Origin of the sequence: Streptomyces sp. 35G-GA-8 (genome assembly GCF_023534745.1) — a bacterium.
GTDB lineage: Bacteria > Actinomycetota > Actinomycetes > Streptomycetales > Streptomycetaceae > Streptomyces.
Map to the genome: position 1 here is coordinate 218,243 of NZ_JAMHJQ010000013.1, position 22,947 is coordinate 241,189.

The window sequence follows — 22,947 nt, forward strand, 5'->3', positions numbered from 1 at the left end:
CACCACCGACAACAACCGAAACCCCCGTCACACCCGCACCACGGCCCCCCGCCGGGAGGCGTTATTCGCGCGGAAAGTGCAGCATTGGGTGGGTGAGTGACGACGTCGCGTATCTCCGCTTCCCGCACCTTCACGACGATTCCCTGTGCTTCGCCGCCGAGGACGACCTCTGGGTCGCCCCCCTGGCCCCGGCCGGGCACCGCCCCGCCCGCGCCTGGCGGGTCACCGTCGACCGCACCCGAGTCGGCCACCCCCGCTTCTCGCCGGACGGCCGGCACATCGCCTATACGACCTGGCGCAGCCTCGACCCCGAGATCCATCTCGTCCCGGTCGCCGGAGGACCCGCCCGCCGGCTCACCTACTGGGGCGCCACCGACACCCGTGTGTGCGGCTGGACACCGCCCGACCAGCACGGTGAGTCCCAGATCCTCGCGGTCTCCTCGCACGGCCAGCCGTTCTCGTACTTCGCCTGGGCCTACAGCCTCCCCCTCGACGGCTCCCCGGGCGGCGCGCTGCCCTGGGGACCGGTCAATGACATCGCCGTCGCGGACATCGACGGCGGGCACCGTACGCTCCTGCTCACCGGAAAGCCGCCGCACGAGCCCGCGGCCTGGAAGCGGTATCGCGGCGGCGCGATGGGCCGGCTCTGGCTGCACGGCGAGCGGCTGCTCGCGGACATCGGGGGCCATCTCGACTGCCCGATGTTCGTCGACGGCCGGATCGCGTTCCTCTCCGACCACGAGGGTGTCGGCAACCTCTACTCCTGCCGTCCCGACGGCACCGATCTGCGGCGGCACACCGATCACGACGCCTTCTACGCCCGCCACGCCTCGTCCGACGGGCGCCGGGTCGTCTACCAGTGCGCGGGGGACATCTGGCTGGTCGACGCGCTGACGCCCGACTCGGTGCCGCGCAAGCTGGAGGTGCGGCTGGGCGGCCAGCGCGCGGGACGGCGCGACTACCAGGTCCCGGCCAGCAGCCATGTCGCCGGGATCTCCGTGGACATGACCGGCCGGGCGAGCGCCGTCTCCGTACGCGGCAGCCTGTACTGGCTGACCCACCGCGACGGCCCGGCCCGCACGATCGCGGACACCCCCGGCGTCCGGGTCCGGTTCCCCGTGATGCTCGGTGACACCGGCCAGGTCGCGTACGTCACCGACGCGGAGGGCGAGGACGCGATCGAGATCGCGTATCTGCCCAGGGCGAGCGGTGAGCGGCAGCCGCGGCGGCTGGCCTCGGGGCAGTTGGGCCGCGTACGGGAGATGGTGGCGGACCCGGACGGGGAACGGATCGCGATCGCCTCGCACGACGGCAGGCTGCTGCTGATAGACACGGCGGAACCGGAACCGGAACCAGAGGCGGCACCGGAATCGGCACCGGAACCGATTGCCGAACCGGAGCCAAGAGCCGAACCCGAACCGGAAGCCGAACCCGAACCACCGCCCGGCGCCACCACCACGACCCCACCGGACGCCGCACCAGAACCGACACCCGCACCCGCACCCGCACCAGAACCCGTCGTCGAACTCATCCGCTCCATCAACGGCGCCGTCACCGACCTCGCCTTCTCCCCCGACGGCGACTGGCTGACCTGGTCGCACCCCGGCATCGGCCGCTCGCTCCGGCAGATCAAGCTGGCCAAGATCGCCGGCAGCTTCGCCCGCACGGTCGTCGACGTCACCAACGGCCGCTTCGAGGACGAGAATCCGGTCTTCACCAGCGACGGCCGCTATCTCGCGTTCCTGTCCTGGCGCGGCTTCGACCCCGTGTACGACGTGCACACCGGCGACCTCTCCTTCCCCCTCGGCTGCCGCCCCTATCTCGTACCGCTCTCCTCCGCGACCCCGTCGCCGTTCGCGCTGTCGCCCGAGGGCCGCCCCGCGGCCGGCGGACTCGATCCGTCGGTCGGCGAGTCCGGCGACGGTACGGTCACCGTCGAGGTCGAGGGGCTGGCCGACCGGGTCACCCCGTTCCCCGTCACCGCGTCCAAGTACTCCGCGCTGTATCCGGTCAGCGGCGGCGGTCTGGTCTGGCTGCGCTGGCCGATCTCCGGCGCGCTCGGCGAGACCTTCGCCAACCCCGCCGACATGTCGGGCCGCCCCACCCTCGAACACTTCGACATCACGAAGGCGCGCAAGAGCGAACTCGTCGGTCATCTGGACTGGTTCGTGCCGAGCGGCGACGGCACCCGGCTGGTGGTCGTGGACGACGGCGAGTTGCGCGCCGTACCCGCCACCGAGCCCGGTGACGGCGATACGACCGTCTATCTCGACATGCGCCGGATCCTGCACGATGTCGATCCCGGGGCGGAGTGGCGCCAGGCGTTCGACGAGGCCGGGCGCATCATCCGCGCCTATTTCTGGGAACCGGACATGTGCGGCATCGACTGGAACGGAGTGCTCGACCAGTACCGTCCGCTGGTCGAACGGGTCTGCTCCCCCGACGAGTTCGCGGATCTGCTGCGCGAGGTCCTCGGCGAACTGGGCACCTCCCACGCGTATGTCACCCCGGCCCGCCGCAACGAGGGGCCGCCGCACTACCAGCGCCCGATCGGTCTGCTCGGCGCCAATCTGGTCCCCCGGAACGGCGAGTGGATGATCAAGCGGATCCTGCCGGGCGACTCCTCCGACTCCAAGGCGCGCTCACCGCTGGCCGGTACGGGCATCCGCGAGGGCTCGGTCCTGACCCATGTGGACGGCCGGCCGGTCGATCCGGTGGCCGGCCCCTACCCGCTGCTCTCCGCCGCCGGGGGCACGACCGTCGAGCTGACCTTCCGGCCCGCGGAGCCCAACCGCCCCTCCCGCCGCGTCGCGGTCGTCCCTCTCATCGACGAACGCCCGTTGCGCTACCAGGACTGGGTGGCCAAACGCCGGGAAGCCGTACGGGAGATCAGCGGCGGCAGATGCGGCTATCTGCACATCCCCGACATGGGCGGCTCCGGCTGGGCCCAGTTCAACCGGGATCTGCGTCTTGAGGTCTCGCGCCCCGCGCTGATCGTGGACGTACGGGGCAACGCGGGCGGCCACATCAGCGAGCTGGTCGTCGAGAAGCTGACCCGCCGGATCATCGGCTGGGATCTGACGCGCGACGCCCAGCCCGTCTCCTACGCGTCGAACGCCCCGCGCGGCCCGGTCGTCGCGCTCGCCGACGAGGCCACCTCGTCCGACGGCGACATGATCACCGCGGCCTTCCGGCTGCTGAACCTGGGCCCGGTGGTCGGCCAGCGCACCTGGGGCGGGGTGGTCGGGATGACGGGGCGGCACCGGCTCGGCGACGGCACGGTGATCACGGTGCCGATGAACGCCGCCTGGTTCGACGCGTACGGCTGGTCCATCGAGAACCAGGGCGTGGAGCCGGATATCGAGGCCCTGCGCACCCCACTGGACTGGGCGGAGGGCCGGCACGCGCAGCTCGACGACGCGGTCTGGGCGGCGCTGGACCTGCTGGCCGGGCATCCGGCCTCGACCCCGCCGGGATACGGAGCGGTCCCGGACCTGCGCCGCCCGCCCCTGCCGCCGCGCACGCACGAAGCGCGCGGCGAGAAGACGCGCGGCGACAACACGCGCACGGACAGAGCCCGCGCATAAGACATAAAAGCCCGCACATAAGACATAAAAGAAGGAGGCGCACCCGGTGGAATCCGGGTGCGCCTCGCTGTCATCAAGCCATTCACTCAGGCGTCGAAACGGTCGTCCAGGTCATCGCGCGCGTTCTGCGCCCTGTTCTGCGCGTTCTGCTGCGACTCGTGCTGGGCATCGTGCTGCGCGTCGTGCTGCGCGTTGTGCTGCGGGGCGTCGTGCTGCCCCGGGTTGCGGTCCCTGGCCGGTGAACCAGGCTGCGAACCGCGGTCGGGCTGGCCGGGGCGGCCGGGCTGCTGCGTCCGGTCGTCCTTCTTGTCGCCCTGCCGCGCGTTCGCCTGCTGGGCGGCGAGCTCTTCGGCCTTGTCCTTGAACTGATCGGCGATAGCCATGGAATGTCACTCCTGAAAGGGTGTTGGGGGGCACCGGAGTGGAGCCTCGACCAGACTGACACGCCCGGACATTCCGCGCATTTCGATCAGTAACGCTGTGTACGTTCCGCTTCGTCGGCCGCCCCACCCGCCCCGACCAGCCCCTTTCGCACGCCCGCCAGACGAGGTCCGAAGCGGCGCATCTCCCGCTGTCCGACCGCCGCGATCGCGGCCGGCAGATATCCGCGTACGGGCTGCATCCCGCGCAGCCACCACTGCGCGTACACATGCGCCGAGCGCCGTTCGATCCCGGCGACGAGCCGGTCCACGGCGGGGCCGAGCGGATAGGTACGGTTCGACGGCCACGGCAGCCGGCGCCGCAGCTCCCGCATCACCTCGTCCCGGTCGGCGCCGCGCACCATGTCGGTGTCCGTCCACGACAGATAGCCGACGCCGACCCTGACCCCCTGGTGGGCGACCTCGGCGCGCAGACTGTGCGCGAAGGCCTCGACCCCGGACTTGGACGCGCAGTACGCGGTCATCATCGGCGCCGGGGTGATCGCGGCCAGCGACGCGATCTGGAGGAAGTAGCCGCGGTGTGCGCGCAGGAAGGGCAGGAACGCCCGCGCCGTCACCGCGCCGCCGATCAGATTGACCTCGATGACCCGCCGCCAGGCGTCCGGATCCGAGTCCGCGAAGGGACCGCCGCTCGCCACACCCGCGTTGGCGACGACGATGTCGACCCTGCCGAAACGCGCGTCGATCTCCTGGGCGACCCGCGCCATCGCGGTGTCGTCCGTGACATCCGCGTACCAATGGCCGCGGTCGGCGTGCAGCCGGGCGGCGACCCGCTTCAGTCCGTCCTCCTCCAGCCCGACGAGGGCGACCTTCGCGCCGCGCGCCGAGAGCTTGCGCGCCAGCAGTTCGCCGACGCCGCGCGCCGCGCCCGTGACGACGGCGACCTGCCCATCGAGATCGCGGAAACCCCGCCGGCCCGTCCCGCTCACGCCACGTCCTCCTTCTCGCCCAGGTACGTACCGACGAGGGACCGAATCGCGCCGGTGACGGCCTCCGGGGCCTCCACGGGCGTCATATGTCCCACCCCGGTGAGTTCGGTGAGCCCGGTGGGGCCGTTGGGTCCGGTGAGCCCGGTGGGTCCGGTGGGTCCGGTGGGTCCGGCAGGCTCGGGCAGCGCGGCGGCCAGCGCCCGTGCCCGCACCGGTGGGGTCAGCCGGTCGGCGCTCCCCACGATCACGGCGGTGGGCACCCTCAACTCCCGTACCTCCGCGTCGAGATCGAGCGTGCCGAGGACATGCGCCCAGGCCACCCGGACGGGCCGCGGACACGCGTGCACGATCCGGGCGCACCGCGCGACCCGGTCGGGCGCGGCCCCCGGGCCCATCGTCCCGTAGCGCAGGATCCGCCTCGACAGCGGTGTGACCGGCCCCAGCGGGGCGCGCGAGCCGAGGATCCGCCGGTTGATCCAGGTACGGGTCCTGCCGGGCCGCATCGGTACGAGAAGCGCCTCCGGGACCAGCCGCGAACTGCCCGTGCTGCACAGCAGAACGGCTGCCGCGTGCTCCCGGAAGGCGGGCCGCCGGGCGGCGGCCATCAGCGTCATCCCGCCCATGGAGTGCCCCGCGAGGACGGCTCGCTCCCCCGGCTCCAGCGTGGCGGCGAGCACGGCCTCCAGATCGTCGGCGAGTGCGTCCGTGGAGTAGCCCGCGGAGTGGCCGGCCGGCGCCGCCGAACGGCCGTGGCCGCGCTGGTCGTAGACGATCACCCGGTGATCGGCGGCCAGATCCGCGAGCTGCGCCGCCCAGAACCGGATCGAGCAGGTCCAGCCGTGCGCCAGGACGACGGCGGGCCGGCCCTCCTCGCCGTGGACCTCGACATGGATTCGGGTGCCGTCGGCGGAGACGGCGGTCAGTTCACGCTCCTTGTGCGGCCCGCTCGTCGGACTCATCGGACTCATCGGACTCATCGAACGCTCTCCTTCGCGGCCCGGGATCCGACGCGCTTCCCGGCCGCCCGCTGGTCCGCGCCCCGCTTCTCCGCCTGCCTCGGCACCCGCACGGCCGCGGCGGCGCGGATCACCTCGTACTCACCGAGATCGACCTCCCGGGTGGCCCGCCGGAATTCGGCCGTCGTCCCCGGCCAGACGGTGGTGTTGCGGCCCTGCTCGTCCAGATACCAGCTGGTGCAGCCGCCGGTGTTCCACACGGTCCGCTCCATACGCTTCTGCACCCGCCGGTTCCAGGCGCGCACGGCGGCGGGCCGGGGCGCCAGCGCCACGCGCCCGCTCCCGCCCGCGCTCCCCGGGCCGCCTCCGGTGCCCGTCGCGCTCCGGCGGCCCCCGAGCCCGTCCAACTGCCGCAGATAGTCGGCCATGTAGTTCAGCTGGGACTCGATCATCAGGATCATCGAGGAGTTCCCGAGTCCGGTGTTGGGTCCGATGATCGTCATCCAGTTGGGGAAGCCCGCCGCGGTCGCGCCGCGCAGCGACTGCATCCCGTCCTTCCATGCCTCCGCGAGCGTGGTCCCGTCGGCGCCCACCACCCGCTCGGCGATCGGCATGTCCGTCACATGGAAGCCGGTCCCGAAGACGATCGCGTCGGCCTCGGTCTCCGTACCGTCCGCCGCGACCAGCGTGGAACCGCGCACCTCGGCCAGTCCCGAGGCGACCAGGTCCACATTGGGCCGGGCGAGCGCCGGATAGTACGAGCTGGAGAGCAGGATGCGCTTGCAGCCGATGCGGTACGAGGGCGTCAGCTTGGCGCGCAGCGCCGGATCCCTGATCGCCTTCGCCATATTGGCCTTGGCGAGGGATTCGATGAGCCCGAGTTCGTTCGGCCGCTTGGTGAAGGCCTGGACCTGCAACTCCCTGATGCCCCACAGGAGACGGCGCCGCAGGGTCCCGGTGAACGGGAGCGCCCGGTGCAGCCGGCGCTCGGTCCCGGATATCGCCCGGTCGACGCGCGGCATCACCCAGGGCGGGGTCCGCTGGAACAGCGTGAGCCGGCCCACCTCGGGCTGGATGGCCGGCACGATCTGTATGGCGGAGGCGCCCGTACCGATCATGGCGACGCGCTTGCCGCGCAGTTCGTAGCCGTGGTCCCAGCGCGCCGAGTGGAAGACCTTCCCCGGGAACCCGGCGAGTCCGGGTATCACCGGGATCTTCGGATCGGAGAGCGGCCCGGTCGCGGAGACGATGACATCGGCGGTGAGCGTGGCGCGCGAGGTCTCGATCTCCCAGTGCAGGGCGTCGCTGTCCCAGCGCATCTGCCGCACCTCGTGGTTCAGCCGCAGATGCGGCCGGAGCCCGAACGTGTCGGCGACATGCTCCAGATACGCCCTGATGTGCCGCTGCCCGGAAAAAGTCCGGGGCCAGTCGGGGTTGGGCGCGAACGAGAACGAGTAGAGATGTGAGGGAACGTCACAGGCACATCCGGGATAGCTGTTGTCCCGCCAGGTCCCGCCGACCGAGTCGGCGCGCTCCAGCACCACGAAGTCGGTCATCCCCTCACGGCGGAGCCGGACGGCCGCCCCGAGCCCGCCGAACCCGGATCCGACCACCGCCACGTGTACGTGCTCGCGCACGCGGTCATGTTCGTGCTGGCCCATACCGCCTCCTGACACCGGACGACACACAGGCAATCGCGCCAGTAATCACTGGCACAATTGGAGACTAGAGCAGTGCCGTACTGATGGGTAGGGGGCGGGAGCGGGAAAGTTGCCCCGAGCGCGCCTGCCGGTGCGCGGGCGCGCCCGCCGGTTGTCGCGGGCGCGCGTACGGGCCTGGTCGCGGGCCGGGCGTGCCGGTCGCCGCCGGCCGGCGGGACTGTCGCGACACCTCCGGGTACGCCATAGGCTGACCGGCATGGCAGAAGACGGCGAACCGCGCGAGTACCGCATGGAGGAGCTGGCCCGCGAGGCGGGCATCACCGTCCGTACCGTCCGCTTCTACCGCGAACGCGGCCTGATCCGGCCACCCCGCCGCGAAGGCCGGATCGCCTGGTACGACGACCACCACCTGGCCCGGCTCCGGACGATCGCGGGCCTGCTGGAGCGCGGCCACACCCTGAACGGCATCGCCGACCTCGCCACCGCCTTCGAGAGCGGCCGGGACGTGGGCGAGGTGCTCGGCCTCGGCGAACCCACCGAGGAGACCCCGGTCCGGCTCTCCCCCGAGGAACTCGCCGACTACTTCGAGGGCGAGGTCACCCCGGAGAATCTGCGGGCGGCCCTCGACCTCGGCTATCTGGCCACGGACGGCGACGAGATAGTCCACATCAGCCGCCGCCTGCTGGACGTATCGGCGGCCCTGGTCCGCGAGGGTGTCCCCCTGGCGGCGGTCCTCGACGCCGCCCGCCGCGTCCGCGCCCACGCCGACGCCCTGGCCGGACTCTTCGCCACGGTCCTGCGCACCCACACCACCACGCCGGACACGGAGAAACTGCGCCCGCTGGCGAAGAGCGTGGTGGAGGCGGAATTCTCGCTGGCCCTCGACCGCCATCTCCGCACGGACCGGGAACCCACCCCGCCCACCGCCCCCCCGGACCCCGCCGCAGGCTGAGAACGGTCGCTACACGACCTCGCCGACACCGTCGATCGCCTGCCTGATCGCCCGGACGGCCTCGCCCGGCTCGTCCACCGCGAAGTGCACCCACCGGGCCCGCAGGCACCCACCCCGCCGCGGCCGGACCGGCAAGGGCTCGATGAGTTCGAGGACGACCGAGGTGGCACTCGACACGGAGTACGCGACGACGTCCCCCTCCGCGCCCTCGCCCTCGCCCGCGCCCCCTCCCGCGTCCCCGGGCACACGACGCAGCCCGCGCCCCGGATGCCCGCCGTGGGCGATACGTAACGACTTCACGGCCGCCAGCGGCACGATCAGCTCCCGGAACGGTCCGGTGCGCAGTCGCAGCACCCCGCCCTCGATCACATGGGGAGCGCGCGCGGTCATGGCGCAGAATCCGAGACAGAGAACCAGGAGGATCACCTCCCAGAAGATGTGCAGGGGCCGGAAGGCGGGCGGAATCATCGCGTCCACGACCACGGCGGTGACAACCTCGATCCCGGTCATCGCCCAGATCACCATGCGCACATCGGAGGAGTGCGTCAGCAACCGCCCGCCCTCGGGCGGGAGCAGCGGCCTACGCGCGCACCAGTCCTTCAAGTCCCGCAGCATGGCGGCTGTCCAGGTCGCGGCTGTCCAGGTCACGGAGCGTCTCGGTCCTTCCGCGAGGTCACCGGGCCGGGCGGCGGTACGGGCCGCGCCCTGCGCTCCGGGTGCCGCGGCGAGAACGCGCTATCCGAGATCGTAGGCGACCGTCACCGGCGCGTGGTCGCTCCACCGTTCCTCATGGCTCGCGGCCCTCTCGACATACGCCTTGACCGCACGCGCGGCCAGACCCCGCGTCGCCACGTGGTAGTCGATGCGCCAGCCCGTGTCGTTGTCGAAGGCACGGCCCCGGTACGACCACCACGAGTAGGGGCCCTCCTGGTCCGGGTGCTGGGCACGGACGACATCGACATAGTCCGCACCCGTCTCCTCGAAGACGCGGGTCAGCCAGGCGCGCTCCTCGGGGAGGAAGCCGGAGGACTTGCGGTTGGCGCGCCAGTTCTTGAGGTCGGCCTCCTGGTGGGCGATATTCCAGTCGCCGCACACCAGCACCTCGCGCCCGTCCGCCGCCGCGCTCTTCTTCAGCTGTTCCAGATACGGCAGGAACTCGTCCATGAACCGGTTCTTCTCGTCCTGCCGCTCCGTGCCCACCTCGCCCGAGGGCAGATAGAGGCTGGCGACCGTCACACCGGGCAGATCGATCTCCGCGTACCGCCCGCTCGCGTCGAACTCCGCGCTGCCGAAACCGATCCGCGTGCGCTCAGGCTCACGCCGCGAGTAGAGCGAGACGCCCGCGCGCCCCTTCGCGGCGGCGGGGGCGTGCAGGGCGTGCCAGCCCTCCGGGGAGCGGACCTCCTCGGGGAGCTGCTGGGGCTCGGCGCGTACCTCCTGGAGACAGATCACATCGGCGGAGGTGCCGGCCAGCCACTCCACGAAACCTTTCTTCGCGGCGGCACGCAGTCCATTCACATTCACGGAGGTCACAGTGAGCATTCCGACACACTACCCGCCCGGCTCGGACGCCATCGGACCACCATCGGGCCCGGCCGGGCAGCGCTATTCCGCGTCTCCCCCGTAACGGACCGTAATGCGGTGCCAGGGGAATTCCCCGGTCGTCCGCCTCACTCACACCACACCACGACCGCTCCATTTGTTCCGCTCGGCCACACGAGCGGAGAGCGCCCCGGAACCAGTGCCTCCGCGCGCCGCGGCGGAACTCTTGCCATCGGGGCAAATCGATTGCCCGCACTCACACTTGGGCCACCGGAGACCGGATCCCGGCACCAGATCGGCGCCCTCAACCCCGCGTACGGTCATTCCGCCAGCCTCCGCAGTCCGACGGCGACGCGCTCCACCAACTCACGCGTGGGCTCGGGAAAATATGGCGGCACCCAATCCGGATCCCATCGCACAAAATCCGGGGCCCCGCCCGACGTCAGGGGCTTGTCGATCTCATCGATCGAGAGTGAATCCCTAGCCATAGGTGCGCGTCCTCGCCTCTCCGTGTGCAATTCCTCGTTTCTACACCCGAAGTGACCTTTGCTCACTACTCCGCATGGGGAATTCTCGGCGACAACCCATATGGAACAGAGGGGAGTTGAACGCATGAGCGAGGGGGCGAAAGGCACACGCACATGCGCACGCGAATGCGGACACGGGTACGGGTACGGGTACGGGTACGGGTGCGAGTCTGGGTACGGGTGCTGCTACCGGTACGGGACCTACTCCGCGCCGCCCGTCGCCCGTTCCAGCACCAGATAGCCGCCCACCTCCCCGGTGACCGTGTAAGTGGCCCCTGGATGCAGCCGCTTCGCATACCCCGGCGGGTCCCCGACCCACCTGGTCCTGTTGTCGAGCGCGATGTAGTCCGGGGTGATGCCTCGCGTATCGCCCACCCAGAAGACCCGGCAGCGCGACGTGAGAAGGCTGATCGGCCCGACATTGGCCTCGACGGTCGCGTCGTCGGGGATGCTGTCCAGCAGCCGTTCCGCGGCCCGCACTTCGGGCCGCACCCGGTAGGTGTCCGGCTCGGCCAGCGCCGACAGCGGCAGCGATGTGGTCAGGGCAAGCGCCGCCGCCGCGACCATCGCCGGGAGATGGTGCGCGTAGGAACGCAGCCAGGCGCGGGGGCCGCTGCGGACCCGGACGATCGCGTCGACCAGCGCGAGCGTCACGATGGGCATCAGTACGGCGTTGTAGTGCCAGGCCGTGCCCCAGTAATTGTCCTCCGACGACAGAAAACGCCAGCCGAGCGTGGGCAGCGCGATCAGTATCAGCGGGGAGCGCAGGGCGAGGAGACCGGCGGTCGGCAGCAGAAGCCAGAGGAGCGTACGGAACTTGACGTCGAAGCCGTCGAGGGGGCCGGACCCGCCCTCGACCTTGACCCAGTAGTCGTACGTGTCACCGGAGTTGAAGGCCGGTATGACGAACGCGAACGTGAGCACCGCGGCGACCACCGCCAGCGCCGCCACCGCCAGCGCGTCGGGCACGACACGGGGCGCCGTGCGCCGCGCGCGCACCGCCACGACCAGCGCGATCGCGGCGGCGGTCAGCCCCAGGTCCTCCTTCACCAGCACCAGCGGCAGTGCCCAGCACAGCGCGGCCCGCCGGCGGCCCGTCAGCAGCGCTTCGAGGGCGAAGGCGATCAGCGGGACGGCGAAGGCGATCTCGTGGAAGTCGAACTCGACCGCCCGCTGCACGCCCCACGACAGTCCGTACCCCACACCGATCGCCACCCCGGGCCATCGCCCCAGCAGACGGGCCGCGACGCGGGTGACGGGGATCGCCGAGAGCGCGAAGAGCGCGGCTTGGGCGACGAGCAGCGTGACGGGCGTCGGAAAGAGCCGGTACGCGGGGGCCAGCAGCGCGACGACGGGGCTGAAGTGATCGCCGAGTATGTTCACGCCGGGCCCCTTGAGGTCGGCGACCGGGGCCTCCAGCTGCGCGTACGCGCGTACCACCTGCTCGAAGATGCCCAAGTCCCAGGACATCGTCCGCAGTTGCAGATACCTGGATATGGACAGGGCGGCGTACGCGCAGAACAGGACCACGGCCACGATGTACGGATCCCGGACCCGGACGGTCCGCGTCGGGCTCGCGGCCGGTTCGGGAAGCGGTGTGGAGGGCGGGGCCGGTGTGCCGGCTCCGGGCAGGGCGAGGCTGACTCCGTGCATGGGGTGAGGGCTCCCTATCCGGCCGGCGCCGAGGATATGTCCGCGCCGGAGCCGGGCGACGTCATGACCGACGGTCCGGAGCCGATCCCCGAACCGAAAGGCGGCGTCGTGAACGGCGACGCCGTACCGGACGAGAACGAGGGAGTGCCGGACGGCACCCCGCCGACCGCCGAGCCGGAGGACACCTCGGCGGACGTGGTCGGAGCGGACGGCGACGCGAACCGGCTGCGGCTGGACGGCGTACCGGACAGCGACGGGGGCGGCGTCAACGAGGGGACGGGACGGGCGGGCGGCTGCTCGGCGGTGAGGTTCAGCGCGGCGAGCGCGCTCGCTCCGCTCAGCACACACACCGCGCACGCGGCGGCGAGGGCCAGCGTCGCACGCCGCCGCCGCGTCCCCCGCGCCTCGATCTCCTCGACGGGCAGCGGCAGCACCTGCCGTCCGCTCTGGGTGGCGGCGTGTTTCAGCGCGGCGGACAGGGGATCCTCCCCGCCGCTCGGATGGAACTCAGGCACCGTGCTCCTCCTCGGAGGTGTCGGAGGGGGGTGAGTCGTCGAGCCCGGACGCGAGCGCGGCCCTGGCCCGGGACAGATGAGTTTTGACGGTTCCGGTCGAGATGCCGGCCTCTGCCGCCACCTGCTCCACCGTCAGATCGCACACGTAGTGCAGAACCGCCACCTGACGCTGTCGCTCCGACAACGTCTGGAGCGCGGCGACGAGAGCGACCGTGCCCGGTTCGGGAGCGGCCAGGGTGCGCGGTTCGCTTCCGCTGTACCGCCGCCAGGCGTCCAGGGCCCGGCCCCGCCCGCGCCACCGGCTGACCGCCAGCCGGAACGCGACGGTACGGATCCACGCCTCGGGTCCCGCGTCCCTGTCCAGCTTCGCCCGGCGGCCCCAGGCGCGTACGAAGGCCTCTTGCACCACGTCCTGAGCCTCGTGGAGGTCTCCGGTCATCAGGTACACCTGTCCCACAAGCTGCTGAACGGAGTGAGCGTAGAACTCCTCAAACTCCTCGACGGTCATGCGGCTCCCAGGACGTGGACAGATCTCAGGAGGTATACGCGTGGGGGCGGCGATCCGGTTGACACCGTTCAGCGAGTATTTTCCGCACCCGCCGCACCCGGCATCGCGTACAGAGCCCGGACATGCCGGAGGCCCGGCCCCGCGCAGTGCGCCGGGCCGGGCCTCCGAGTGGGATCAGCGGTTGCCGACACCGTTCCCGGACAGGACCGGGATGTCGTCCAGGATGTGCGACAGCGCCTCGTCGCCCTTGGCCTGCGTCGAGTTCTCGACACACTGCTGGTTCTGCGGGGAGGACAGGACGTTGACGTCCTGGACCGCGATCGGCACGACGCCGATGAGGGAGCCGACGTTCGCCTTGAGCGGCAGACCGACACAGGGCTTGTTCAGCGAGCCCTGGACCAGGCCCAGCTGCGGGCTCATGTCGCCCTTGGTGGACTGGTTGCCGAAGGCCTGCTTCGCACCGTTGCCGCTGAACGACGTGGTGCCCGAGTCGTCACCGATGGCAAGCGCCGGCGACGCGGCGGTCGCCGTCGCTCCGACGATCGACGCCGCTACAGCGGCGGTTGCCCACAGCTTCTTCATTTAAATACCTTTCCGGAAAGTCGGACTCCACCGGTGGAGTCCGCCGTGCTCAACTCGCTCACGGATGGATTAGTTTCGGCGATTCCCCCGAATGGCGTACTGCAATATTCAGAGAAAAAGGCCGGCCCACCGCGGAATTCAGCGGCGGCCCGGCCTGGCGGCCCAGCCGATTTCTCAGTTGTTGCCGGTGCCGTTCCCGGACAGGATCGGGATGTTGTCCAGGATGTGCGACAGCGCCTCGTCGCCCTTGGCCTGCGTCGAGTTCTCGACACACTGCTGGTTCTGCGGGGAGGACAGGACGTTGATGTCCTGGACCGCGATCGGCACGAGGCCCAGCAGGGCGCCGGCGTTCGCCTTGGCGGGAAGTGCGATACAGGGCTTGTTCAGCGAGCCCTGAATGAGGGCGATCTGCGGGCTCATGTTGCCGTGGGTCGCCATGTTGCCGTACGCCTGCGTGGCGAAGTTCCCGCTGGCGGTCGTGGTGCCACCGTCGTTGCCGACGGCGAGCGCGGTGGGCGCGGCGGCGGCGGAAACGCCGACCACGGAGGTGGTGACGGCCAGACCGGCCATAACCTTCTTGATCACGATGAGTCCCCTTCTGAAGGAAGCCCCTAAGTCCCCGGGGCTACTGGTGCAACTCCAGACCCCGGGTTTGGTTCCGGCCCTTCACTCCAACGGTGTATTACCGGGGATCAACAGGGCCGCAACCCCCAGTAACGCCAAGGACAATGCCGCGCACACCGGCAAGCCGATCGAGTGAAGCAGCGGAACTAAACAGCTGATGCCCGGTTGTGCAGGTCGCTCCGCACGCATTCTTTGATGAAAAGGAACACATCGTGATCAAGAAGATTATGGTCGGCGCGGCCGTCGCCGTCTCCGTGGTCGGCGTCACGGCCGCGGCGGCGCCCTCGGCGTTCGCCATCGGCAACGACGACGGCACCACCTCCTTCAGTGGGAACGGTGCCAAGGAGGCCTACGGCAACCAGTCCACCAGGGGCGACCTGAGCCCCCAGGCCGAGCTGATCCAGGGCTCCCTGAACGACCTGTGCCTCGGTGTGCCGGTCAAGGCCAACGTCGGCTCGCTGGTCGGCCTCCTCGTGCCGGTCGCGGTCCAGGACGTCAACGTCCTGTCCAACCCGCAGAACCAGCAGTGCGCGGACAACTCCACCCAGGCCAAGGGCGACGAGCCGCTGTCGCACATCCTGGACGACATCCCGGTCCTGTCCGGGAACGGCACGGGCAACCGCTGATCCCGCACCTCCCGCAGCGCGTACGGGCCGGCAGGGGCAATGGAGCCCCGGCCGGCCCGTACGGCGTTTCCGACGGTGAATTCGAGAGCGCGCGCGGCGTGTAGAATTCCGTCAAATTCCAGCAGTGTTCCGGGTTCCGTGGCTAAGAAAACATTATCGTGGCAACCGAGTGAAGTATCGGCTGCCTAATTCCCGACCAGTTTCTTCGCCTCCGTCCGATCGTTGGACCTCCAGCAGCGGACGTGTGAGCCGGAACAGCCGTGCTCGCGTTCCACGAAGGCCGTGCGAACGTATTCGCCGCTGCGGAAAGGGCTCAAGATGAAGTGCAAGAAGGCCGCAACGGTCGTCGCAGGCCTGCTCCTGGCCATGGGTTCCGCTGCCCCGGCCATGGCCGACGCCGAGGCGGAGGGCGTAGCCGCCCACTCCCCGGGTGTTCTCTCCGGCAACGTCGTCCAGGTTCCCGTGAACATTCCCGTCAATGTCTGCGGTAACAGCATCGACGTCATCGGCCTGCTGAACCCCGCGTTCGGCAACAAGTGCATCAACAAGTGACGTTGCAGTGACGTTGTAAGGGCATCCCCTCGGGGTGTTCTCGGCCGGTCCCGGGGCGTGTTCGGCATGCGCCCCGGGACCGGCCTCAGTTGGCACCGATTTCAACAACGACCACTGCTCGCCGCACCGGCGAGCAGGAGGAGAACCAGATGCGAGATCTCATCAGTAAAGGACTGCTCACCGCCGCCGCGGCGTCGAGTGTCCTCTCCATGAGCGGCGGTTACGCCCAAGCGGTGGACGCCGACGGGGCGGCCGTCGGCTCACCGGGCGTGCTGTCCGGGAACAACATTCAGGTGCCTCTGGAGATCCCGGTCAACGTCTGTGGGAATACGGTGGATCCGATCGGGGTGCTCAACCCCGCCTTCGGCAATGCCTGTGCCAACACGTCGGGCACGCCGAAGCACGCGTCGCACCCGGCTCCCGCGCCCCACGCGGCCCCGGGACCCGAGGCAGCTCCAGGGCCCCAGTCGGACCCCGCGCCCCACGGTGCTCCCCCCGCGCACGCGACGCGGCCGGCTCCCGAAGCGGACGACGCCGCCACACCCGCGGCCCCGCCCCAGAGCCACGCGCCGCATCACGGCGCGCCCGGCCAGGCGTCCCCGGGCGGGCACCACCACGAGGCCGCCGGCTCCACGCACGCCTCCGGCGCCGCCGTCGGTTCGCCGGGCGTGCTCACGGGCAACGCCCTGGAGGCCGTCCTCGACATCCCCGTGAACATCTGCGGCAACTCGGTCGATCTGATCGGCGTCCTCAACCCCGTCTTCGGCAACTTCTGCGCGAACGGCACCCCGCGGCCGCCCCACGGAGACCCCGGCACCCCCGGCTCTCCTGCGGCCCCCGAGGCGCCCGAGCCGCCAGAAGCCGCCACGCCGCCGGGCGGCCGTACCGTGGACCCGCACGACCCCGCCACGCAGCCGCGGACCCCGGCCCCCCGGGGTTCCTCCGACGCGATCCTGCCCGCCTCGATGCCCCTGCCCGCGGCCGCGGACGAGAGCGCCCAGCTGGCCTCCACCGGCAGTGATCTGAACATGCTCGCCATGGGAGCGGCCAGCGCCGGTCTGCTGCTCGGTGGTGGAATCCTCTACCGCCGCAGCACCGTCGCCTCGCGCGTCTGACGGAGTATCCGCCCTGCCGGGAGAATCACGACGGATTCTCCCGGCCGGCTTGTCCCCATCCCACCCGCTCGGGTCCGGGCCCGCGCCGTCAGGACAGTCTCGGCTCCCCCACCGGCGCCGGTGAAGCCTGCCGCTGGCGGACCGTGACGAGCGACCCGCCACGTGATCCGAGCCGCCGTCGCACCCCCGCCACCAGCCGCTCGGCGGTGTACGCGGCCCCGTACACGAACCGCATCGAGGGGCCGAAGGACGGGGCGCTCAGCAGTCCCGCGACGAACAGCCCCGGGTACGAGGACTCGAAGACCGCGCTCGCCTCCGGAGCGCTGCTCGGGCGCACGGTCCGCATACCCGCCCGCAGCTCGCGGTCGACCAGGCCGAGCCGTTCGAGCCCCGGGGTGAATCCGGTGGCGGCGATGACATGGTCCGTGTCCACGGTCCCGACCCGGCCCGTGGTGGAGACCAGCTCCAGCCGTACGCGCCCGTCCACCCGGGACGCGCCCGCCACGCTCTCGCCCAGCCGGACGTCCACCGCCGACTCGAAGCGGTCCCGCAGCCACCACGCGCCGGCGGGTCCGAGCGCCGAGGTGAAGACCCGGGCCCGGGTCGTCTCGGGCAGTCTGCGGAAGATGCCAGGGGTCTCCGCGTAGAGGTAGTTCTTCCATCCGCAGCCCAGCCCGGTGTGCGGGGCGCGCGCCGCCTCCAAGGCGGGGCGCTGCCGGGGCGGCGGCAGGGTGTTCCAGTTCAGTCGGTCCGACCGGGCCACCACCCGTACGACGGTGCCCTGTTCGGCGAGGAGGGCGGCGGTCTCCAGGGCGGCCTGCCCGGCGCCGATGACCGTCACGTCCTGGCCCCGGAAGCGCGCCAGATCGGCGTGGTGGCTGCTGTGCGAGACCTGGTCGGAGGGGAGTCCGCGCAGCGGGGCGGGGATGTCGATGAAGGGCATCACGCCGACCGCGAGCGCCACCGTACGGGCGAGGACGGTCGTCCCGTCGGAGGTGTCGAGCCGGAACCCGCCGGGGCAGGCCCGTACGGACGTGATCGTACGTTCGTCGACGGGCGGTGCCGCGCGCTCCGCGAACCACAGACCGTACGAGGCGAAGAACCCAACGGGCAGCGGGGAGGCGTGGCGTACCTCCACCCCCTGGGTCGCGGCGTAGGCGGCCAGGCTGAACGCGCCCTTGGGGGCGGAGAGATTGGACGCCCATGGCTCTGACTTCAGGAACATGCCGGGTGGCATATTGTCCCGCCACGAGGCCATGGGTCTGCCGAACACGCGCAGATCGAGGCCGGCCGCCGCCGCGTGGGCGGCGATGGAGAGTCCGTAGGGGCCGGCGCCCACAACTACCAGGTCGTACATCGTGTGTCCCGTTCTCTGTGTCGGAGGTTCGGACAGGGGGCTTGGGATGGTTGACGGACGGTTCATCAGGGCGTCTGGGAGACAGGGGGGCGTGGATTCGCGCGGTTCCTGCCCCGCCCGCGCTGCCGTACGGGGGACGTGCGGGGCCGCTCGGAACCGGCCGTACGCCGTCCCGGCAGCGCCCGTCTGAGCCTGCGCCAGCCACGCCGTACGACATGCAGCGCCCATGCGACGGCCATGGCGTACGCGGGCAGCGGATCGTCCAGCGCGAACCACGCGGCCTCCGTGGCCCCGGGCCGCGGCACGCCGCGCCCGCCCCGCCGGCCGCCTCTGTGCCCGAAGGGCGAGAGGAGCGACGAGCGCGGGGACGCGAGAAAGGACAGCAGGGCGTAGTTCTCCACCACGAAGGTCCTGCCGTGCGCCGCCTCCTGCGCGGGGACGGCACGGCCGGTGAGGTCGAGATGCAGCGCCCGTACGACATCAGTGCCCGACCGGTCGGTGAAGAGCCGGAACTGCGCGCCGGGCCGGGGGTTGAAGTCGAGCAGATGGTAGGCGCCGGTGGCGGTGTCGAGCCGGAAGTCGAGGTCGAGGATCCCGCGGTAGCCGAGCGCCGAGACCATCTGACGGGCCATCCGTTCGACCGCCGGGTTGGGCAGCCACCGGCCCACCGCGGTCAGTCCGGCCCCCACCGGCCAGGAGCGTTCCTTGCGCCCGGCTGCCCCGATCAGACACTCGCCGCCACCGCCGCTGTAGCCGTGGAAGAACCAGTCCAGGTCCCGGCCCTGCGGCAGGAACTCCTGGAGGAGCAGCCGGCTGCCCGCCTCGGCGCTGCGCGCGTACAGCTCGCGCGCCTCCTGCGGGGAGCGTACGACCAGGGTGCTGCGCAGCCCGGTCCCCTCCGGGAGGAGCCACGGTCTGCTCCACTTCGCCACCACCGGCAGCCCGAGCGACCAGGCCGCCGCCGCTGCCTCCTCGGCGCCCGAGGGGATGACGGTGCGCGGGTGGGGGATGCCGAGCGTGCCGCAGATCCCGACCAGTTCCGCTTTGTCGGCCACCCGTTCGGGCAGTCCTGACGGCTGTTCAGGGAGCAGATAGCGGCCGTCGAGCCGCTCCCGCAGCCGGCCCACCGCGATCGCGCTCAGATCGTCCATGGCGATGAGCACGGGCGGGGCGGTGAGCCCGTCCGCGATGCCGAGCAGCAGCCGCTGAATCTCCGCCAGATCCGAAGACTCCGTCAGATCCGTGGGGTGGTCGGGCCGCAGATGCGCCCTGCGCAGATAGCGGGAGCGGCCCACGGGGCTGCGCGCGCCCTCGATCACCGCGTGGACCTCGATCCCCGCGCGGCCAAGGGATCTGACGGCGCCAAGGGTGCCGTGGTGGAACGGGTTGCGGTCGAGCCTCATGAGTACGGCGGGGACTCGGGTGTCAAAGCTCGGCACGTTGATGTCCTTCATTTCGGTAACCCATGCGGGGGATGAAATTCACGAACGGACTACTGGAACGCCAGGCCGGGTTCCCGATCGGCTTATTAGAAATACTTTTGTGATCAACGTGACCACGGATCGAGGCCACGGAAAGAGGTCCACACTCACGAGGAGCGGACATGCCCCTTCGACGACGACGGCTGACGACCACCTGCCTGGGAGTGGTCACGGCCGGCCTCCTCGCTTCCGGTGCGGCGCCGCCCGTCGCCCATGACGCGGAGGCGCGGGCCACGACGGACGAATCGATCGCACGCGGGAAACCGAAACCGCCGAGGGCACCCGAACCCGCGATGGGCGCGTATCTCGATTACGGTCCGAAAGGCGTCCGGCGCATCGCCGCCATGCAGAGCTGGCTCGGCGGCAGGGAGCTGCGGGTGGGGCACACCTATCTTCCCGGGGACGTGTGGTCGAACATCGAGGGCAGTCCCGGCTTTCTGGAGGACTGGGCCGCATGGCGAAAGGCGAAGGACGACCGGCTGTTCGTCCTCAACGTGCCCATGCTGGAACACAATGAGGAACGGGTGCCGGACGCCGTCGTCCGCGATGAGCTGCGCAAGGCCGCGCGGGGCGATTACGACGGCCACTTCAAGACCCTGGCGCAGCGGCTCGTCGATCTGGGTGTTCCGGACACGGTGATCGTGCTCGGCTGGGAAATGAACGGGGTCACGTACACGCATCGCTGCGGCCCCGACCCGGAGTCGTGGAAGAAGTACTGGAACCGCATCGTCACCACCATGCGCGCAGTGCCCGGACAGAAGTTCCGGTTCGATTTCGCTCCGAACCGAGGACGGGACGCCATTCCCTGGACCGAGTGCTATCCGGGTGACGATGTCGTCGACATCATGGGCATGGATTCTTATGACCAGCCCCCGGGCCGGACATTTGATGAACAGGTGAATGAGCCCTTTGGGCTTCAGGAGCACGTGGATTTCGCCGCTGCACACGGAAAGGTTATCTCCTATCCGGAGTGGGGCCTCTTCCGCAACGGTGACAACCCGGAATACATGCGCCGCATGCTCCAATGGATCGACACATACAAGCCGGTGTACAACACGGTGACCGACTACTGCCCGCACGGCATCTGGCAGTGCGGGCAGAATCCGAAGTCGTCGAAGATGTTCCGATCCCTGCTGTACGGGTTCAAGCCGGAGCCCTTGCCGCTCCCGGAGCCCATCCCGACACCCACGCCGCCGACACCACGGCCGCCGGGGAGCTGTACGCCGCTGGACCTCGGTCCCTGGGTGGAGAAGTGGCTCGGAGGCAAGATCTGCATCCGTCTCAACTGGTCGCGGCGCGAGGACAGCTGACCAGCCACCCGTACGGGGCGGCGGCGGCCGGGGTCATCCCCCGGCACCGCCGTCCCGCAGCCGTTTGACGAGCGCCGCGGCCCGGTCGCGGCCCGCCGCCTGCGCGACCAGCAGTTGCAAGGACGCCGCCAGATGCGGCCGGGCGAGCAGCAGCCGCTGGTTGCGGACGGTCTCGGGACGCCAGTGGTGCTTGTACGGCTCATTGCCGCGCAGCATGCTGAGCGTGGCGCGGCCGCTCGCGCTGATCCGCTGCGCCCCGCTCCGCAGCAGCATCGAGGCCACGTCCACCTTCCTGGCACGCAGCGCGGGATCGGCCCCGTACAGATAGCCGCCCTCCAGCCGGCCGGAGATCAGGGTGAGATCCGCGGCCACCACCGCGCCGGACAGCCGGAACTCGGTCAGCCGCGCGTCGCCGTACTCGGTCATGGCCCGTACGGACCGGGTCAGATGGTCCGCGAAACGGACGCTGAGGTGTTCCGGGGTGACCCCGCGGCCCCGCCACTGGAGCCGGTGCAGCTCCAGCAGCCGTCCGACCGCCGCCGGGATCTCGTCCTTGGGCACCACCCGCTCCTCGATGCCCAGCGCGTCCAGCTTGCGCAGTTTGGCGCGGGCGCGCTGGGCGCGCGGGGAGGTGAGCCTGCCGAGAAGTTCGTCCATGGGAACGCCGGGCAGTTCGAGGCAGAGGGAGTCGTCCAGCTTTCTGCGCGGGCCGGTCCAGCGGGCGAAGATTCGTTCCGCCGCCGCCCCCGGCCGTACTTCGCGCAGATCGATCACCGCCGTACGGGCCAGCTCGGCGAGCGATGTCACCAGCTCCCCCGCCGCCGCCTCGGCGCAGTCGTCGTGCAGCAGGACATCGGAGAAGTCGGAGATGGACCCGCCGAGTTGGACAAGGACGGGGAGGGGCCGGTGGACGAGCATCAGCGGGGCCGCGGCGACGAGTTTCGCGCCCCGGCGTACGAGCACGACCCGCAGCCCGCGCCGGTTCCCGTACGACAGCCACCACGAGTGCAGCCAGGAATGGCTCTGGAAGGGCGTGGCCGTGCGTGAGCATCGATACAACTCGTGCCAAGCCGGGGCGAGTTCGGCGAAGCGGCCGGCGTCACGGCAGAGCTCCGTGGTGAACACCGGGCCGGACGCCCGCGACGCGGACCTGAACAGCGGGGAGAAGACGCGGAGGTGCGTGACCGGGGGAGCTGTGCGGGTCGCGGCGGTGCGCGCGCTCGATTCGGCGGCCATCAGGCTCTCACACCGTTTCCGACTGAGGCAGCGACTGCGCCTGGGACGGGGGCTGGGCATGCGGCTGGGAATGCGGCTGGTCGGATGTCGCCGGGCCGGGTACGTTCGCGTGGAACTCACCGCGCCGCGGTTTCGGCCTGACCAGCAGTCCGAGCCCGCCGAGCAGCCCGCCCGCGCAGCCGCCCACCAGGGCCGACAGCCCCGCCGAGGGGGTCACCGGAGCGAGCGGCTCGACCGCGCGGGAGAACTGGAGCACCCGCACCCTCGTACTGCCCTGCAAATGGGAGCCGTTGACGACCAGCGCCCGTGCCACCCCGTCCGCCATGTTCACCGCGGTCGAGGCCCGGTCCGAGGTCGCCGTCACGGAGATCATCGGAGCGTCCGGCGAGGTGGCCGTCTGCACGCTCTCCCGGAGCGTGCGCGCGGGCACCCCGGCCCAGACCGGCGCGTCACCGATCAGCGCGACCTGCGCGGCGACCCGTCCATAGGCCGTCGCGAATCCCAGCGCGGCGGCCGGGTCGGACTTCTCCGTCGGTACGACGACGACATAACTGGTCGCCGAGTACTGCGGTGTGCGGAGCATCCCGTACGTACCGCCTGCCAGCGCCCCGGCCAGGACCGCCACCGGCACGATCCAGCGGGCGGGCAGCGCCGTCACCTTCGACAGCGGGAGCCGGACCCGGCGCGACAGGGCGGAGGCGGAAGCGGTGGCGGAGACGGACGCGGGTTCGGGGACGGCGGGCCGGCGCCGCGCGGCCGGGCGTCGCGGAGGATTGGTGTGCGGGGTCATGAGC

The 22,947-nt window shown here is 70.8% G+C and carries 21 protein-coding genes; 6 read left to right on the forward strand and 15 right to left on the reverse strand.

Annotation, left to right across the window (positions count from 1 at the left end; genetic code table 11):
• Positions 1-92: 92 nt before the first annotated feature.
• The gene (locus tag M1203_RS28605; protein WP_249952691.1) at positions 93-3,587 is read left to right on the forward strand and encodes a S41 family peptidase; all 3,495 of its coding nucleotides are present in this window, start codon (positions 93-95) and stop codon (positions 3,585-3,587) included.
• A gap of 86 nt (positions 3,588-3,673) precedes the next feature.
• Here the strand turns inward: M1203_RS28605 and M1203_RS28610 are convergent, their stop codons facing one another.
• From M1203_RS28610 to M1203_RS28625, 4 genes are all read right to left on the reverse strand, one after another.
• On the reverse strand, positions 3,674-3,970 hold the full coding sequence (locus tag M1203_RS28610; RefSeq protein WP_249952692.1) for a hypothetical protein: 297 nt from the start codon (positions 3,968-3,970) through the stop codon (positions 3,674-3,676).
• 86 nt (positions 3,971-4,056) lie between these two features.
• Entirely contained in the window at positions 4,057-4,956 is a 900-nt protein-coding gene (locus tag M1203_RS28615) for an SDR family oxidoreductase (RefSeq protein ID WP_249952693.1), read from the reverse strand.
• Positions 4,953-5,924 carry an alpha/beta fold hydrolase gene (locus M1203_RS28620; RefSeq protein ID WP_374404228.1) on the reverse strand — a complete coding sequence of 324 codons (972 nt, stop codon included), beginning with the start codon at positions 5,922-5,924 and terminating at the stop codon, positions 4,953-4,955. Before M1203_RS28620 ends, M1203_RS28615 begins: the two co-directional genes overlap by 4 nt.
• A gap of 5 nt (positions 5,925-5,929) precedes the next feature.
• Positions 5,930-7,573, reverse strand: a complete 1,644-nt coding sequence (locus M1203_RS28625) for an NAD(P)/FAD-dependent oxidoreductase (protein ID WP_249952695.1) — start codon at positions 7,571-7,573, stop codon at positions 5,930-5,932.
• A gap of 289 nt (positions 7,574-7,862) precedes the next feature.
• On the opposite strand from M1203_RS28625, the gene M1203_RS28630 reads away from it, so the two are divergent.
• The gene (locus M1203_RS28630) at positions 7,863-8,525 is read left to right on the forward strand and encodes a MerR family transcriptional regulator (RefSeq protein WP_249952742.1); all 663 of its coding nucleotides are present in this window, start codon (positions 7,863-7,865) and stop codon (positions 8,523-8,525) included.
• 9 nt (positions 8,526-8,534) lie between these two features.
• Here the strand turns inward: M1203_RS28630 and M1203_RS28635 are convergent, their stop codons facing one another.
• The 7 genes from M1203_RS28635 to M1203_RS28665 all read right to left on the reverse strand — a co-directional run bounded on the left by M1203_RS28635 (position 8,535) and on the right by M1203_RS28665 (position 14,437).
• Entirely contained in the window at positions 8,535-9,173 is a 639-nt protein-coding gene (locus tag M1203_RS28635; RefSeq protein ID WP_249952696.1) for a hypothetical protein, read from the reverse strand.
• 87 nt (positions 9,174-9,260) lie between these two features.
• The gene (locus M1203_RS28640) at positions 9,261-10,067 is read right to left on the reverse strand and encodes an exodeoxyribonuclease III (RefSeq protein WP_249952697.1); all 807 of its coding nucleotides are present in this window, start codon (positions 10,065-10,067) and stop codon (positions 9,261-9,263) included.
• Positions 10,068-10,795: 728 nt separating this feature from the next.
• Positions 10,796-12,247 (reverse strand): DUF2079 domain-containing protein, encoded by a 1,452-nt coding sequence (locus tag M1203_RS28645; protein WP_249952698.1) that lies wholly within the window; start codon positions 12,245-12,247, stop codon positions 10,796-10,798.
• A 14-nt stretch (positions 12,248-12,261) separates the two neighbouring features.
• Positions 12,262-12,762 carry a hypothetical protein gene (locus M1203_RS28650; RefSeq protein ID WP_249952699.1) on the reverse strand — a complete coding sequence of 167 codons (501 nt, stop codon included), beginning with the start codon at positions 12,760-12,762 and terminating at the stop codon, positions 12,262-12,264.
• Positions 12,755-13,270 (reverse strand): SigE family RNA polymerase sigma factor, encoded by a 516-nt coding sequence (locus M1203_RS28655; protein ID WP_249952700.1) that lies wholly within the window; start codon positions 13,268-13,270, stop codon positions 12,755-12,757. Before M1203_RS28655 ends, M1203_RS28650 begins: the two co-directional genes overlap by 8 nt.
• 174 nt (positions 13,271-13,444) lie before the next feature.
• Entirely contained in the window at positions 13,445-13,852 is a 408-nt protein-coding gene (locus M1203_RS28660) for a rodlin (protein WP_249952701.1), read from the reverse strand.
• A 174-nt stretch (positions 13,853-14,026) separates the two neighbouring features.
• Positions 14,027-14,437 carry a rodlin gene (locus tag M1203_RS28665; RefSeq protein WP_249952702.1) on the reverse strand — a complete coding sequence of 137 codons (411 nt, stop codon included), beginning with the start codon at positions 14,435-14,437 and terminating at the stop codon, positions 14,027-14,029.
• 254 nt (positions 14,438-14,691) lie between these two features.
• On the opposite strand from M1203_RS28665, the gene M1203_RS28670 reads away from it, so the two are divergent.
• From M1203_RS28670 to M1203_RS28680, 3 genes are all read left to right on the forward strand, one after another.
• The gene (locus tag M1203_RS28670; RefSeq protein ID WP_249952743.1) at positions 14,692-15,102 is read left to right on the forward strand and encodes a rodlin; all 411 of its coding nucleotides are present in this window, start codon (positions 14,692-14,694) and stop codon (positions 15,100-15,102) included.
• 318 nt (positions 15,103-15,420) lie between these two features.
• Positions 15,421-15,654 (forward strand): chaplin, encoded by a 234-nt coding sequence (locus tag M1203_RS28675; protein WP_249952744.1) that lies wholly within the window; start codon positions 15,421-15,423, stop codon positions 15,652-15,654.
• Between the two features lie 149 nt (positions 15,655-15,803).
• Positions 15,804-16,769, forward strand: a complete 966-nt coding sequence (locus M1203_RS28680) for a chaplin (protein ID WP_249952703.1) — start codon at positions 15,804-15,806, stop codon at positions 16,767-16,769.
• Between the two features lie 88 nt (positions 16,770-16,857).
• On the opposite strand, the gene M1203_RS28685 is transcribed toward M1203_RS28680, so the two are convergent.
• Together M1203_RS28685 and M1203_RS28690 are read right to left on the reverse strand one after the other, a co-directional pair.
• Positions 16,858-18,126 carry an NAD(P)-binding domain-containing protein gene (locus M1203_RS28685; RefSeq protein ID WP_249952704.1) on the reverse strand — a complete coding sequence of 423 codons (1,269 nt, stop codon included), beginning with the start codon at positions 18,124-18,126 and terminating at the stop codon, positions 16,858-16,860.
• A gap of 65 nt (positions 18,127-18,191) precedes the next feature.
• The gene (locus tag M1203_RS28690) at positions 18,192-19,565 is read right to left on the reverse strand and encodes an ATP-grasp domain-containing protein (RefSeq protein ID WP_249952705.1); all 1,374 of its coding nucleotides are present in this window, start codon (positions 19,563-19,565) and stop codon (positions 18,192-18,194) included.
• Positions 19,566-19,729: 164 nt separating this feature from the next.
• Here M1203_RS28690 and M1203_RS28695 point away from each other — a divergent pair, with 164 nt between their 5' ends.
• Complete coding sequence (locus M1203_RS28695; protein WP_374404215.1) at positions 19,730-20,917, forward strand: glycoside hydrolase family 26 protein; 1,188 nt, start codon at positions 19,730-19,732, stop codon at positions 20,915-20,917.
• Between the two features lie 33 nt (positions 20,918-20,950).
• On the opposite strand, the gene M1203_RS28700 is transcribed toward M1203_RS28695, so the two are convergent.
• Together M1203_RS28700 and M1203_RS28705 are read right to left on the reverse strand one after the other, a co-directional pair.
• A complete protein-coding gene (locus M1203_RS28700; protein ID WP_249952706.1) occupies positions 20,951-22,153 on the reverse strand; it encodes a GNAT family N-acetyltransferase in 1,203 nt (400 codons plus the stop codon).
• Between the two features lie 7 nt (positions 22,154-22,160).
• Positions 22,161-22,943 (reverse strand): lipopolysaccharide biosynthesis protein, encoded by a 783-nt coding sequence (locus M1203_RS28705; RefSeq protein WP_249952707.1) that lies wholly within the window; start codon positions 22,941-22,943, stop codon positions 22,161-22,163.
• Positions 22,944-22,947: the final 4 nt, after the last annotated feature.

Bases quoted from the DNA above. Each gene is read 5' to 3' on its own strand.
- M1203_RS28630 (WP_249952742.1), top strand. From the start codon at position 7,863: ATGGAGGAGCTGGCCCGCGAGGCGGGCATCACCGTCCGTACCGTCCGC.
- M1203_RS28705 (WP_249952707.1), bottom strand. From the start codon at position 22,943: ATGACCCCGCACACCAATCCTCCGCGACGCCCGGCCGCGCGGCGCCGG.
- M1203_RS28610 (WP_249952692.1), bottom strand. From the start codon at position 3,970: ATGGCTATCGCCGATCAGTTCAAGGACAAGGCCGAAGAGCTCGCCGCC.
- M1203_RS28685 (WP_249952704.1), bottom strand. From the start codon at position 18,126: ATGTACGACCTGGTAGTTGTGGGCGCCGGCCCCTACGGACTCTCCATC.
- M1203_RS28675 (WP_249952744.1), top strand. From the start codon at position 15,421: ATGAAGTGCAAGAAGGCCGCAACGGTCGTCGCAGGCCTGCTCCTGGCC.
- M1203_RS28620 (WP_374404228.1), bottom strand. From the start codon at position 5,924: ATGAGTCCGATGAGTCCGACGAGCGGGCCGCACAAGGAGCGTGAACTG.
- M1203_RS28625 (WP_249952695.1), bottom strand. From the start codon at position 7,573: ATGGGCCAGCACGAACATGACCGCGTGCGCGAGCACGTACACGTGGCG.
- M1203_RS28655 (WP_249952700.1), bottom strand. From the start codon at position 13,270: ATGACCGTCGAGGAGTTTGAGGAGTTCTACGCTCACTCCGTTCAGCAG.
- M1203_RS28700 (WP_249952706.1), bottom strand. From the start codon at position 22,153: ATGGCCGCCGAATCGAGCGCGCGCACCGCCGCGACCCGCACAGCTCCC.
- M1203_RS28645 (WP_249952698.1), bottom strand. From the start codon at position 12,247: ATGCACGGAGTCAGCCTCGCCCTGCCCGGAGCCGGCACACCGGCCCCG.
- M1203_RS28680 (WP_249952703.1), top strand. From the start codon at position 15,804: ATGCGAGATCTCATCAGTAAAGGACTGCTCACCGCCGCCGCGGCGTCG.
- M1203_RS28640 (WP_249952697.1), bottom strand. From the start codon at position 10,067: ATGCTCACTGTGACCTCCGTGAATGTGAATGGACTGCGTGCCGCCGCG.
- M1203_RS28695 (WP_374404215.1), top strand. From the start codon at position 19,730: ATGCCCCTTCGACGACGACGGCTGACGACCACCTGCCTGGGAGTGGTC.
- M1203_RS28660 (WP_249952701.1), bottom strand. From the start codon at position 13,852: ATGAAGAAGCTGTGGGCAACCGCCGCTGTAGCGGCGTCGATCGTCGGA.